The following is a 13,665-nucleotide window of genomic DNA, read 5'->3' on the forward strand; positions in this document are numbered from 1 at the left end:
GTCAGCGATTCTGATTGTCAAAATGGACAGTCACATGGGCTGAAAGCCCGGCGATCAGCGGGCGCGAGGACCGTTGATCAATGGCAATCCGTACCGGCACACGCTGGGTCACCTTTACCCAGTTGCCCGTGGCATTCTGGGCGGGAAGTACCGAGAACTCACTGCCGGTGCCGGCACCGATACTTTCGACATGACCAGTGAGGGAAAGGTTTGGGTAGGCGTCAAATTCAATGGTGGCGCGCTGGCCGACGCGCATCCTGTCCAGATCGGTCTCCTTGAAGTTGGCTTCAACCCAGCTTTGCCCGTTAGCCACGATGCTGACGGCGGGCAGTCCGGCAACGATCATCTGGCCAACGTGCAGGCGTTCGGCCTGGCTGATCACACCTGAAGTAGGCGCCCTGACTTCGGTTCTCCGCAATTGCAGCATGGCTTGGTCGCGGCGGACTTCGGCAGACAGAATGCCGGGATTGACCCCGGGCGCGATGGAACCCGTTGCCAATTGCGCCATTGCCCTTGCCTGTGCCGCCTGTGCGTCGGCAAGCCGCCCTCTAGCCTCGTTCACTGCATTCTCGGCAGCGTCGATTCGGGCACGGGTATTGAATCCGCGTGCCATCAAAGCCTGTTCACGCGCCAAATTGGTCTGGGCAAAGGTGAGGGCACGTCTCGCCGTTTCGATATCTGCTCCCATGGTGTCAGCGGTCAGTTGCAGGGTGGTGACATTGGCCTGCGCACTCGCAATGTCGGCATTGGCCTCGGCAATCGCGATCCGATGGGGCTCCGGATCGATGCGGAACAACAGGTCTCCGGCCTTGACCTGCTGATTTTCACGGACAGCCACTTCCACGATCACTCCACCGATCTCGCTGCTGACCGAGACCTTGTTCTGGGCAACATAGGCGTTGTCGGTGGAAACTGATCGGCCGCTGGTCAGCCACAGATAGCCACCAGCAAGCGCCAGAAGCAGAGGCACGCTGAGCATCAGGCCATAGCGCCTTAGTTTGCCACCGATGGCAGAGTCTCCTTCTGCTTCAGCCTCGATAGATGGCTTTGCTAAATCGGCAACCGGCGGCACCGCCGATGCAGTGTGCTGGGGCGCCGGTTCTGACGGCCGCATGTCGTCGGTTTCCGGGGACGAGAATCCTTGGCGGTTGTCCTGTTCAAGCGGTGGCATGGGTTGCCTCACTCTTGCGGTCATCATTATCAATCTGTCTGGAGGCGACATTGTTGCGGAACCGGTCAACAAAGTCCGCAAAACTGGCCAGCTCAGTTGTCGTGAATCCCTCCAGGGCCACTTCAAGCAGACGATTGGCTATGGCGCGCATGTCTTCGACCAAGGGAATGGCCTGATCTGTGAGATAGAGACACCAGGCCCGACGATCGGCTGGGTCAGCCCGACGTTCGACCATTCCCGATTCCTGCAACCGGTCGATCATCCGGGAAAGGGTGATGGGTTCGACCTCCATCAAGTCTGCAGCTTGACCCTGTTTGATACCCGGATGTCTGGCAAGCGCTGCGAGAACGCGCCACTGTTGACCGGTAATGCCAATGGATCGGGCCTCGGCGTCAAAGGCCCTGCGGAAAAGGCGCGAAGCATCGGCCATGAGAAAGGTTATAGGTTCGCTCATAACACTGACTATAATAGCAGTGCTTATAATAATCAATGCTCAGTGGGCGCGATTCAAAACCGATGCAAGCCGGCAACTGTGCCTGTTCCTGCCGGACGTGCTATGCCAAGAAAGCTCACGGATCTGGGTTCCGCGAAAGGGGAGAAAGCAGACGCTATGTCAGAGGCACACAGGATCAGTAAGGGCAGCTTTCGTGCCTCGGACGGCTGTGCGCTGGTCTGGCACGAGATGGGCCGAGGGCGACCGGTGATTTTGCTGCATGGCCTGTTTTCAAATGCCAACGTCAACTGGATCCGCTTTGGCACAGCGGCGCGGATTGTTGAACAGGGGTATCGGGTCATTATGGCCGATCTCAGGGCGCATGGCGAGAGTTCGGCCCCCCACGATCCCGCATGTTATCCTGACGATGTCCTGGCGCGTGATTGTGAAGAATTGATCGCCCACCTTGGGCTCTCCGAATTTGATCTTGGTGGATTTTCGCTGGGAGCAAGAACAACGGTGCGTGCGGTGGTCGGCGGGCTGCGCCCCGACCGGGTGATCCTTGGCGGTATGGGACTGGCTGGCCTTGCCGGGTGGAGCGGTCGCCGGGATTTTTTCCTCCGGGCCATTGACGCCTACGCCACCGCCAGGCGCGGTGACGATGTGTGGATGGCAATCCAGTTCATGAAGACGATGAAGGTTGATCTGGTGGCCGCGCGCCTGTTGCTGGGCACATTTGCCGATACTAGTCCGCAAGCGCTCAAAGCGATTTCAATGCCGACGCTGGTGGTATGCGGGGCAGATGATGAGGACAATGGATCGCCATGCGAACTGGTTGCGGCATTGCCGGACGCGAAGCTGGCCACCATTCCCGGAACGCATATGAGTTCGGTCACCGAACCGGCTTTGGGGGAGGCGATGGCCGCTTTTCTGGGGCCCCCATCCTGATCATCGCCTTTCGCGGCTTGACCCCCGCCAGTCACGGTTTCACTCTGATCGCCAACAGGAATTTTTTGTGAGGATGCAGTCAATGAAGAGTCGCTTGCCGCGGGCCATCTGGGCGCTGTCGATTGCCGTTTCACCCTTGGCCGTCGCCTCGGTTGCCCAGGCCGAGGAACTGGAAGGGGGAGGCGATCGGCCAATGGCAGTGGCCAGTGCAGCTGTTTTCCAGCCTGCACCAGCCACCGCGCGGACCAATGCCGCACCGACTGCGGCAGAGGCGGAACGATTTGTTATCGAAGCAGAGCGCCAATTGCTTGAGTACAGCAACCGGGCCCAGCGTGTGGCCTGGGTTTATGAAACCTATATCACCCCGGACACCGAGGCGATGACGGCTGCGGCGGGCGCGGAAGGCACCGAGCTTTCGGTCAGGCTGGCGCTGGAAGCGGCGCGCTTTGCAACAGTGCCGGGATTGCAGCAGGAAACCGTGCGCAAGCTCAACATGCTACGCACCGGCATAACCTTGCCCGCACCGACTACCGATGGGGCGGCTGATCAGCTTGCGTCTGTGGTAACGCGGATGCAATCGGCCTATGGCGCAGGTCGTGGAACGTTGCGTGGCCAACCAATCAACGGTTCCGATATTGAGGCTGAAATGGGAACCAATCGTAATCCGGCAGAGCTGGAGGAGATGTGGACCAGTTGGCACGACAATGTTGGCGCACCGATGCATGATGATTATGCGCGGATGGTCGAGATCGCCAACCGTGGCGCGCGGGAGCTCGGTTATGCGGACGTCGGTGCGCTGTGGCGGTCCAATTACGACATGCCTCCGGCAGAGTTTGCCGGGCTGACTGAGCGGTTGTGGCAGGAAGTCAAACCGCTCTATGACGAATTGCATTGTTTTGTCCGGGCGGGGCTCAACGCGCGTTACGGCGAAGAAGTGCAACCGGCGGCAGGACCGATCCGCGCCGACCTTCTGGGCAACATGTGGGCGCAAGAATGGGGCAACATCTATGACGTGGTTGCGCCCGTCGGTGCCGGCGAACTGGGCTATGATGTCACCGATCTGCTGACCAGCAACAATTTCGACGCACTGCGCATGGTACGTCAGGGTGAGGCCTTTTACTCGTCACTCGGTTTCGAACCGCTGCCGCAGACATTCTGGGATCGTTCGCAGTTCCTCAAGCCTGCCGACCGGGAGGTCATTTGTCATGCATCTGCCTGGAACATAGACAATGTCGACGATATCCGGATCAAGATGTGCATCAAGGTGAATGGCGATGACTTTGTCACCATCCATCATGAGCTGGGCCACAACTATTACCAGCGGGCCTATAACCGGCAGAGCTTTCTCTATCTTAACGGTGCCAATGACGGCTTCCATGAAGCGATCGGAGACACGGTGGCGCTGTCAATGACCCCCGATTATCTGGTGCAGATTGGCCTGCTCGATCCGCTCAATGTGCCGGGGCCGGAACGCGACGTAGGCCTGTTGCTACGGCAAGCGCTGGACAAGGTGGCTTTCCTGCCATTCGGATTGCTGATTGACCGCTATCGCTGGGGCATTTTCTCAGGTCAGATCCGGCCTGATGGCTATAATGCGGCCTGGAACGCGCTTCGCCTGCAATATCAAGGTATCATGCCGCCCGGGGATCGGCCTGCCAACGGCTTTGACGCCGGGGCGAAGTATCACATACCGGCGAGCGTTCCCTATACTCGCTATTTCCTCGCCCGGATCCTGCAGTTCCAGTTTTACGAGGCCGCATGCCAGCAGGCTGGCTGGACCGGGCCGCTGCATCGCTGTTCCTTTTATAACAACCGCGAAGTTGGAACACGACTTAACGCGATGCTGGAAATGGGCGCGAGCCGCCCATGGCCTGACGCACTGGAAGCCTTTACCGGCAGCCGGGAAATGTCGGGGCGGTCAATGGTGGCCTATTTCCAGCCACTGCTTGACTGGCTCCGGACCCAGAATGAAGGCCGCGCTTGCGGCTGGTAAGCAAGGGCGGGGAGCGGGCTGATGCGCCCGCTTCCCCTCCCCGGCCATAATCAGTCGGTAACAGCTGCGTGCCATGGGGCAAAAGGTCCGTTCCCAAGGGCGGCAGACTGGACCTGGGCCGCGCAGGCGTTGATTGCGTCTGTTCCCCGGGTGTTGGGATGCACCGGGCGGCGAAGTGGGCGTCTTCCCAGTGGCAAGGCGATAATCTCGATAATCGCCTTGGCCACATCGTCGGGGTCGGTTGTGCCGCCTCCGGCAAAGCGACGGCGCGATGCAGCCAGAAACTCTGCATAGGCGGCGCGCTGTTCCTCACCTGAGCGCGCAACCATTTCATCTGACAGTCGCTCGCCTGTCCGCCAGATGTTGGTCGGATAACCGCCTGGCTGGACAATAGTGACCTCTACACCATGTGGTGCCAGCTCATAGGCCATCGCCTCGAACATTGCTTCAACGGCATGTTTGGTTGCCGCATAGGCCCCAACGCCAGGCATAACGACGCGCCCTAGTTGCGATGAGACATTGATAATGAGCCCACGCCTTGCCCGTCGCATGGCAGGCAGGGCCGCCCGGGCCGTGCGCATATAGCCAAACACATTGGTATCAAAAATGAGGTCGAGTCCCTGGTCGTCCGTCAGTTCGACCGGTCCGGAAAGGCCGATTCCAGCGTTGTTGACCAAGGCATCAAGAGCACCTCCGGCCAGACGCTCGCCCTCGGCAACCGCACTGCGAACCATCATGGCGTCATTGACATCAAGCTCGACCAGATGAAGGTCGAGCTGTTCTCTTGCCGCAATTTCGGCGAGTTCGCGCGCCTCGCTGCGGCGTCCCCCATCAAGGTTGCGCATGGTGGCGATGGTCTTTGCGCCCGAACGAGCCGCGCGCAGGGCGGCCAGCCGACCAAAGCCCGAGGAAGCACCAGTGATCAAAACTGATTTGCCCGAAAGATCCGCTGTTTGAGCCGGGGTGCTCGCCGAAGCAGCCCCTTCGAAAAGGGATGCCGTGGCAAGTGTTCCCAGCGCGGCGCCCGCTCCCAGCAAGGACCGGCGGGTGGGAGCGATGGGATGGTCAGACATCTGTAGTTCCTCTCTTGATATACAACTGGGGGGAAGGAAATCTGTCGATCAGGCGTTGCGTGCCATCAGGCCACCATCGACCGGAATGACAGCGCCCGTAATGTAGCTGGCAGCCGGGAGAACGAGGCTGAGAGTGATGTTGGCGACTTCCTCTGGCAGTCCATAGCGTTTGAGGGCCGTTCGCCGCTTGGCAAAGATGATCTTGTGCTCATCGGGGACCTTGGCCGTCATGCCTGTATCAATTGGGCCTGGGCATATGCAGTTGACAGTGATGCCTTCAGGGCCAAGGTCGACCGCCAGTCCCCTGGTGAGGCCGGTCACGCCGGTTTTTGCAGCGACATAGGGTGTGTCGCCGGGTGTCGCGCCCAGCCCTTCGGTCGAGGCAATGTTGACGATCCGCGCCGCATCGCTTTGTCGCAACCAGGGCAGGGCCGCGCGCACCATGCGCTGATGCGCCGTCAACATGACAGTGAGGGCACGGGCCCAGTCCTCGTCATACGCATCGCCATCAAGGGCGCTGAAACAAGAGATCCCCGCATTGTTGACGATGATGTCGATGCCGCCAAAAGCGCCGGCAATGGCTGCAACGGTGGCTTTGATTGCGTCATGGTCGGCGACATTGAGGGCAAAGGCGCGGGCAGAGGTGATGCCGTCAGCGGCCAGCTCATCAACAACCGCTTGGCAGGCATCCAGTGAAACATCGGTGACGGCAACCTGGGCGCCTTCCCGCGCGAACAGATGGGCTGTGGCCCGGCCCATGCCAGACGCTGCACCAGTCACAATCGCGGTGCGCCCGGCAATCGAACGGTCAAGAGGGCGATAGGGTGGCATCATCGGGTAACGTCCTTTTGCACGGCGTTGCTGCGGTCTCGCAGGATCATCGACTGGCTGGCGGATGCCATCAGCGTTCCGTCGCGCGCAAAGATGCGCATCGTGCCGAGCGTAAATCCATTGGCGATGGCTTCAAGAAATACCTCGCACAATACCCAGTCGGTGGCCACCAGCGAGCCATAGCGAATGGTGTTGTCGAGACTGTTGCCACCCAGAACCTTGCCCGTCGCATTGCGGATTCCAGGCGTGAAAAAATCAGCCATGACGGCCAAAACGGTACGGTTTATCGGCACATCCTCTGTTGGGCGCATCCAGAACAGGAGCCGCCCATCCTCCTGCCTTCCGGCGGTCGGAGCATAGCCAAAATAGCCATGGGCAGGCCTGAACACAAAACGGCCGCCGATGCTGGCATCGGTGTTCCAATGCGCAATCTCGGAACAGTCCTCGGGTGGCGGAGCTACCGCGGGGCGGGCCCACTGGTCGCTCGGACCATCCCGCTGACCCAGCGCGGCGGTCGCTGTGATGATTTCCCGCCCTTCATGGCGGATGGTTGCCCGTGCCTGAGTGATGGCACGTCCGACAGTTGCCAGATCGACAGCAATATCAATTGTGCTGCCTGGACGAACATAGGACAGATATTGCGCGGTGGCCCATATTGCGGGTCGGCCGCTGGCATGTTGCATGGCCTCCACCGCGCAGGCGAGACCGGCTCCGCCGAACAGGAAGCGATGATCGCCTCGTCCAGCGGCCAGCCCGTCTGTGACTGTCATCGTCCAGCGTTGATCGCCGGAGGGTCGAAGAGTAAGGAAATCCTTGGTCATCCCGTGGCTGTATCAGCGCGGCGGGCCGCTGAAACCTACTGCCTCTCGCAGGGCGTTGGCGTCGATCAGGCGACCATCGGTCATTACCCAGAGCGTGTGCCGCAGGTCACCGATGCGTTGACTGGGGTCACCATCGACCAGAACGAGATCGGCTTCCTTGCCGACGGTGATCGAGCCGGTGCTATTGTCTGCACCAACCAGCCGGGCAGGCCGGATGGTTGCCGACTGAAGCGCCTCGGCTGGCGTCATACCGGCTTGAACATACAGCTCCAGCTCATGGATCAGTTCCAGCCCGCTTCCATCGGTACCGGCAACGATGGGCACGCCAGCGGCCTGCATCCGTCCGACCAGTTCAACCAGCTTGGCAAAGCTGGCCTGATAGTCGGCGCGGGTCAGATCGGCGGGGGGCGCGAAACCACCGGCGCGGAACGCACGTTCGGTTTGTGGTGGCAAGGTGCCCACGAACGGGGCGTACGAGGCAGATACCTGCCCGGATTCAGCGTTTAGAATTCCCGCAAAGGCAACCAGGGTCGGATCGCTGACGATGCCTTCGCTGGCCATGCGGGTGATCAGTGTCGATATTGGCGGGGCCGTCAGATCCAGCGTCCGGGCGTAACGCCCCGGTCCTTCAAAACGGGCAAAGCCGTTGGACACATTGACCACACTGTCCGGCATGGCCTGCATGGCTATGAAATTGATGTGGGTTATCTCGTCATAACCGGCATCAATCGCATCCATCGCGCGCATGGTCGCCGGGACATGGCCATGGACATGCATGCCCAGACGATGCGCCTCTGCGATGCCGGCACGCAACCAGTCCGGTTGCATTGACGTGTAGAATTTGATTGCGCGGAACCCATTGTCATGCGCTTGGCGCACGGCGTTAGCCGCCTCCTCGGAGGAGGTGACCGTGACGCCGCCCTGAGCAGCTAAGGGGCCGGCGCCGTCGATCAGGACCGATGTGAAAACCGTCGGGCTAAGCAATTGCCCGGTCGCGACGCGCTGTTGCCGAGCCAGTGCAGGTTGCACGTCGGCGCCGGGATCCCGGGCACTGGTGACGCCGAGCGTGAGCAGCATCGGTCCGCTGGCATCGTCACCCATGTGCATGTGCGCGTCCCACAAGCCGGGCACCAGCGTCTTGCCGCGCCCGTCGATCCGGCGGGCATTGGCCGGAACCGGAGTGCTCGCTGCAGGGCCAGTCGCAGTGATCAATCGGCCGTCGACCACCACCGTTTGATCCTCGCGCCACGCGCCCTCAATACTGTCAAAGAGGCGAACATTCTCAAAAGCGACAGGAGTAGACGGCAGCTGGCCAAAACGCTCGACAAAGGCAGGATTGCGCCGGGCCATGGCCTCATCCTGGATCTGTTGCAGACGCGCCATTTCGCCTGCCGCTGCGGATGGCATCAATGAAATCCAGGACGTGATTGCGAAAAATTTTCCGTCATCCATCCAGATGGGGAAAGCCGATAGCGCGAGGCCGCTGATCGCCCATAGCTGGATTTCGTTCTGGCCGATGGTTGCTGTCGCAATCTGTTCGGCCCGTGCCTGACCACTTGGTAACAGGGCAAGCCTGTGTTCGGGCGCTGCTATCAACCGTTCAGCAAAGTCAGCGCTGGCGACAAATGGGCCGCCAAAGCTCGAATAGACCGCAGCACCGTCACCGGCGCTTTCCCCGCTGTCAACCGGGCTGGACCAGCGTGCTCTGCCATTGGCAAAGCTGTAACTTTCAGCGGCGTTGCCGTTTGGCGTGAAACCGCGGATGATCAAGCTGGTGATGTGGCCATTGGCATTGACGGCTATGCGCGTGTCCTGCTCAAAAACCTGTCCGCGCAGGTTCATGGATTCTCGAAAAAGGTTGTCGCCGTTGGCGTCGCGCCAGCGAAAAGCGGTGCCGTGCTGTCCTGCGGTCGAAAGCAGCAAGAAGGGCTCCGCATCCGTGGGCGGGGCGGCAAGCTGATCAACAGGAGTGGGCACTTCGGAGTCAGTTGCGCTTACGGCGGCAGGTGGCGGCTGATCTATATGCGCCATGGCGGGAACCGAAACGGCGGCAAGAAGCATGGCTGCTGCATGGGTGAAGCGCATGAAAATCCCCTTGGTCCAATGGAGTCGGACCAAGACTGACATTCATGCCGGGAGAGAGCAAGCGCCTAGGTGGCGTGGACAAATTGGCTGCGGCCAGCAGATTTGCTATTGGGGCTTGAGATGACCTGTGCACGCTGCGAAAACCTGGCCGAGGATGTACGCTTTCGGTCGCGAGGCGAACTCTTCCGCGCGATTGAGACAGTCCGACAGGCTTTGGCGAACGGTGACGTCGTAGAGGTCGATGCAGGGCCGATGAGGGGAGTGGTTGCGTTCAGCGACCTATCGGATGCCGGTCCGCTCGACGACCTCTTACTCTATCGCTTCCGCTGCCCTGACTGCGGGCAGATCTTTGTGCTGGGCGCGGAAACCTATCACGGCAGCGGTGGCTCTTGGGGCAAATCAGAGCCGCTCGGGCCACCGTGATTGACGTGGCTTCCCCGGATAGATTCAAGGCTGCTTTTTGGAGGCAGGCTTGAGCAGGGGCGATGTCACTGGAGCAGAATGGCGCGTTCCGAAGGGCTAGTCGCACTTCGGGGCCGAGAGCCGTGGTCGAGACCGGCCACCCTGTACAACCAGCATGCCAACTCCTTCCTCGGACAGGTTCATATCGCCGCGACCAGATACTGGCGCAAATTTGTCCACGCCGGTCAGGCAGGCACCTCAGCGGAAAGGTGGCTCATTGAAGGCGCGCAGCTTGCGGCTGTGCAACTTGGCGCCTTCCTTGCGCAACAGGTTGATCGTTTCGACACCAATCTGAAGGTGAGCCGCGATCGCTTCCTCATAAAACCGGTTGGCCTGTCCGGGCAGTTTGAGTTCCCCGTGCAGCGGCTTGTCGGACACACACAGCAAAGTCCCGTAAGGCACGCGGAAGCGATAGCCTTGGGCCGCTATCGTAGCCGATTCCATGTCTATGCCGATGGCGCGTGACTGGCTGAACCGAAGGGCGCTTTCCGAGTAACGCAATTCCCAGTTTCGGTCATCGGTCGTGACAACAGTGCCAGTGCGCATCCGACGTTTCAGATCTGCACCGCTCTCGCCCGACACTTTTTCTGCGGCCTCGGCGAGGCTGACTTGCACTTCGGCAATCGCCGGAATCGGGATTTCGCGTGGCAAGACAGTGTCCAGCACATGATCATCGCGCAAATAGGCATGGGCCAGAACATAGTCGCCAATGCGTTGGGTGGGGCGCAAGCCTCCGCAGTGGCCGATCATCAACCAGGCCTCGGGACGAAGCACGGCCAGATGGTCCGTGACCGTCTTCGCGTTGGACGGACCGACGCCGATGTTGACCAGGGTGATGCCGGAACGGTCCGGAGCGATCAGGTGATAGGCCGGCATCTGGTGGCGGCGCCAAGCACTGTCCGCGACAAGTTGTGTCGGGTCCGCGCCCGGTGCTTCGGTATAGAGACCACCTGCGCCCGACAAGGCAGTGTAACCGTCCTTGCCGACCTGATCTGCAGCCCAGGCAACAAATTCATCGACATAGCGATGATAGTTGGTGAACAGGATGAACTTTTGGAAATGCTCCGGCGGTGTGCCGGTATAATGTTTGAGCCGGGCGAGGGAAAAATCCGTGCGCAGCGCATCAAACAGTGTCAGCGGATGGTTGTTGCCGACTTCGGTGATGAACAGGCCGTCGGCCAGCTCGTCACCAATGTCGGCCAGCTCCGTCGAAGGGAAATGGCGGGATAATTCTTGCGTGGAAACGCCGCCCAGTGCTCCACCGGTGAGCCCGTCGAGAACATAAGGAAAGGGAATTTCCTGTTTGCTGGAGACCACTTCAAAACGGACGCCATATTGGCCGGAAATCAGACTGAGCTGTTCGCGCAAATAGGGTTCGAACAGGTCTGGCCTGGTGATGGTGGTAGCATAGCAGCCCGGACCAGGCAGGCGGCCAAAGGCCACTGACCGGTCACCGCCAAGTTCTTCACCATCGTAATGGATGCGCAGTTCCGGGTAACAAAATGCGCCCGTGGATCTGACAACCGGGTCCGGCAATGTCCCTTTCGCCACATAGCCGGCCACGGCTTCGCGCAAGCGGTGAACCGCCGCATCATATCGCCGGTGGATCTGGTCTATGGCTGTATCGACAGCTGCGCGGTCCCGGTTGGTCATTTGGAGAGCCCCGATCAAAGCTGACCGAGCATATGCTCCGCGCTGCTGACATTGTATTCGCCGGGCGCTTCGACGTTCAGTTGCTCGACTACACCGTCATTGACGACCATCGAGAAGCGCTGGCCACGGGTGCCCATGCCAAATTTGCTGCCATCCATCGTGAGGCCAAGGGCGGAGACAAATTCGCCATTGCCATCTGCGAGCATGGTGATGCCGTCGGCGCCGGCTTGCTTGGCCCAGGCGCCCATAACAAATGCATCATTGACCGCTGTTGCGGCGATTTCCTCTATGCCCTTGGCCTTCAGCTCGTCTCGCTTTTCAATGAAGCTCGGCAGATGGCGGGCCGAGCAGGTCGGAGTGAAGGCACCCGGAACCGAAAAAACGGCAACTCGGCGTCCCTTGAAATAGTCGGTCGTCGCAACCTGTTCGGGGCCGCCTTCGGTGACCTTGACAAGGGTCGCGGCGGGGAGGGTGTCACCCTTTTGAATGGTCATGGTGTATCGCTCCTCAATTGGTTTTGGCGTTGTTGTTGCCGTGCCTATAGAGCGCAAGCGCCGGTCCTGCCAACAGAGGAACCAGTGAAAAGATGAACATCGCCGTCCGCCATTTCCTTTTGTGGCGCAGATGTCCGCTGTCGCGCATGGCGCGAATGCCGTCCCTTGGCTTGCCGGCAAGCACCCAATCCACGCCCATTTCAAAACGCGAAATGGCCTGAGCCTCGTCACGCAGCGCCTCGGCAAGGGCTGCTTCTGGCCTGCCGGAAAGGGCAAGTGCAGCCTTTTGATAAACAGCCGCAGTCGTCTCCATAAGGCGCGCGCGATTGCTCGACAAGGAAGCCGGGTGACGACGATAGTCCACCAGCGGCTCGGCCACCAGGCGGCCCGTTGCACCGGTCGAGAGCAGGCGGAGCCAGAGATCAAGGTCCTCTGAAGAACGCAGTGACTGGTCATAACCGCCGACTGCCTTCAACGCCGCAGCCCGGACAGTGCAAAGGCCAAAAACCGCTCCTTCGCGACGGAGAAGCCGTTCCAGCGTAATAGGTTCATCTTGCGGGTAACGGTCGGAAAATCGTTCGCCGGCATGAGCAGGCGTGCCAAAGGAAATTGCGTCGCAAGTAACAAAAGCTGCCTCGGGATGCTCGGCCAGCTTGGCGACCATTTTGGCGAGATAATCCGGGTGATAGCGGTCATCCCCGTCAAGCAGGGCAATCAGAGGCGCGCGTGCTAAGGAGATGCCATGATTGCGCGCGCCAGCAAGCCCCGCGTTGTCGATCCTTACGAGCGAGAAGCGCGGATCGGTCAGAAAGGGCGCGCACACAATGGCTACATGGTCGGGAGAGCCATCATCCACGACAATCGCTTCGAAATCGCCAAACCGCTGATTTTTTAAAGACTCCAACGCTTCCGCCAGATAGGCGGCAACATTGAATGCCGGTATGATCACGGACACGGCAGGGTCGACCTTGCTTGGCCCGCTCGTCACCCCGCCTGGTCCTGGGGGCATTTGTGTCATTATCAGGGCATTCTTTCAGTCAAAGGCTGCGCGCCAAGGTATAGCATCATGCATAGTCCAAGATATTTTACCGGACAGTTACTCCTGGCTTTGCCGGCCATCGGAGACCCGAGATTTGACCATGCGGCCATCGTCCTCATCAGCCATGATGACCAGGGTGCCATGGGCATAGCGGTGAGCCATCAAGCCGAATTCACTGTCTCGGAACTGCTTGATCAAGCAGGCATCGCCGGCACTGTGTCACCCGACCCATGGGTTCTTGTCGGCGGCCCGGTCGAACAGCAGCGCGGATTCGTGATCCACAGCCGGGACTGGGGCGGTGAGGGGACGATAGATGTGGCTGGCGCTTTTTGCGTGTCAGGATCGCTGGATGTGCTGAGGGCAATCGCGCAGGGTCGAGGTCCATCGATCTGGCAGGTCGCGTTGGGCTATGCCGGTTGGGGACCGGGGCAGCTGGAAAGCGAAATTGCGAATGACGCCTGGCACGTTACCAAACTTGACCATAGTTTGCTGTTCGACATGAATCCCCCAGATCGCTGGCGAAGCGCCATGGAAAGGGATGGCATCGACCCTGCCAGGCTGGTTGCAAGGGGCGGCACCGCCTGACCGTTGTTGCCCCATGATATAAGGAAAACTTTATATCTTCTTGCGCGAACAGGGTGGGGGCAGTAAGGGGCCGATCA

Annotated in this window: 13 protein-coding genes; 4 read left to right on the plus strand and 9 right to left on the minus strand. The window is 60.1% G+C overall.

Annotated features, from left to right (window positions below; all coding sequences use genetic code 11):
• Position 1: 1 nt before the first annotated feature.
• Positions 2–1,171: an HlyD family secretion protein gene (locus GV829_RS11585; RefSeq protein WP_246202856.1), complete on the minus strand. Its 1,170-nt coding sequence runs from the start codon at positions 1,169–1,171 to the stop codon at positions 2–4.
• On the minus strand, positions 1,158–1,625 hold the full coding sequence (locus GV829_RS11590; RefSeq protein ID WP_169946830.1) for a MarR family winged helix-turn-helix transcriptional regulator: 468 nt from the start codon (positions 1,623–1,625) through the stop codon (positions 1,158–1,160). Before GV829_RS11590 ends, GV829_RS11585 begins: the two co-directional genes overlap by 14 nt.
• 156 nt (positions 1,626–1,781) lie before the next feature.
• Between GV829_RS11590 and GV829_RS11595 the strand changes: the two genes are divergently transcribed.
• Together GV829_RS11595 and GV829_RS11600 are read left to right on the plus strand one after the other, a co-directional pair.
• Entirely contained in the window at positions 1,782–2,552 is a 771-nt protein-coding gene (locus GV829_RS11595) for an alpha/beta fold hydrolase (RefSeq protein ID WP_169946832.1), read from the plus strand.
• A 193-nt stretch (positions 2,553–2,745) separates the two neighbouring features.
• Positions 2,746–4,545 carry a M2 family metallopeptidase gene (locus GV829_RS11600; RefSeq protein WP_425505453.1) on the plus strand — a complete coding sequence of 600 codons (1,800 nt, stop codon included), beginning with the start codon at positions 2,746–2,748 and terminating at the stop codon, positions 4,543–4,545.
• Positions 4,546–4,595: 50 nt separating this feature from the next.
• Here GV829_RS11600 and GV829_RS11605 read toward each other — a convergent pair whose 3' ends face one another.
• From GV829_RS11605 to GV829_RS11620, 4 genes are all read right to left on the minus strand, one after another.
• Positions 4,596–5,618: an SDR family oxidoreductase gene (locus GV829_RS11605; protein WP_169946836.1), complete on the minus strand. Its 1,023-nt coding sequence runs from the start codon at positions 5,616–5,618 to the stop codon at positions 4,596–4,598.
• Between the two features lie 48 nt (positions 5,619–5,666).
• Complete coding sequence (locus GV829_RS11610) at positions 5,667–6,452, minus strand: SDR family NAD(P)-dependent oxidoreductase (RefSeq protein ID WP_246202857.1); 786 nt, start codon at positions 6,450–6,452, stop codon at positions 5,667–5,669.
• On the minus strand, positions 6,449–7,219 hold the full coding sequence (locus GV829_RS11615) for an acyl-CoA thioesterase (protein ID WP_169946838.1): 771 nt from the start codon (positions 7,217–7,219) through the stop codon (positions 6,449–6,451). Before GV829_RS11615 ends, GV829_RS11610 begins: the two co-directional genes overlap by 4 nt.
• Positions 7,220–7,282: 63 nt before the next feature.
• Complete coding sequence (locus GV829_RS11620; protein WP_169946840.1) at positions 7,283–9,355, minus strand: amidohydrolase family protein; 2,073 nt, start codon at positions 9,353–9,355, stop codon at positions 7,283–7,285.
• Between the two features lie 120 nt (positions 9,356–9,475).
• On the opposite strand from GV829_RS11620, the gene GV829_RS11625 reads away from it, so the two are divergent.
• On the plus strand, positions 9,476–9,778 hold the full coding sequence (locus tag GV829_RS11625; protein WP_169946842.1) for a hypothetical protein: 303 nt from the start codon (positions 9,476–9,478) through the stop codon (positions 9,776–9,778).
• Positions 9,779–10,015: 237 nt separating this feature from the next.
• Here the strand turns inward: GV829_RS11625 and GV829_RS11630 are convergent, their stop codons facing one another.
• Genes GV829_RS11630 through GV829_RS11640 form a run of 3 tightly spaced genes read right to left on the minus strand, consistent with a single transcriptional unit; the run spans position 10,016 to position 12,982 of the window.
• Complete coding sequence (locus GV829_RS11630; protein WP_169946844.1) at positions 10,016–11,470, minus strand: AMP nucleosidase; 1,455 nt, start codon at positions 11,468–11,470, stop codon at positions 10,016–10,018.
• A gap of 14 nt (positions 11,471–11,484) precedes the next feature.
• On the minus strand, positions 11,485–11,964 hold the full coding sequence (locus tag GV829_RS11635; RefSeq protein WP_169946846.1) for a peroxiredoxin: 480 nt from the start codon (positions 11,962–11,964) through the stop codon (positions 11,485–11,487).
• A 13-nt stretch (positions 11,965–11,977) separates the two neighbouring features.
• Positions 11,978–12,982, minus strand: a complete 1,005-nt coding sequence (locus GV829_RS11640; RefSeq protein WP_169946848.1) for a glycosyltransferase family 2 protein — start codon at positions 12,980–12,982, stop codon at positions 11,978–11,980.
• A 48-nt stretch (positions 12,983–13,030) separates the two neighbouring features.
• Between GV829_RS11640 and GV829_RS11645 the strand changes: the two genes are divergently transcribed.
• Positions 13,031–13,588, plus strand: coding sequence for a YqgE/AlgH family protein (locus GV829_RS11645; RefSeq protein WP_169946850.1), 558 nt, complete (start codon positions 13,031–13,033; stop codon positions 13,586–13,588).
• Positions 13,589–13,665 lie beyond the last annotated feature (77 nt).

Source organism: Sphingomonas lacunae (genome assembly GCF_012979535.1).
In the GTDB taxonomy this organism is placed as follows: Bacteria; Pseudomonadota; Alphaproteobacteria; order Sphingomonadales; family Sphingomonadaceae; genus Sphingopyxis; species Sphingopyxis lacunae.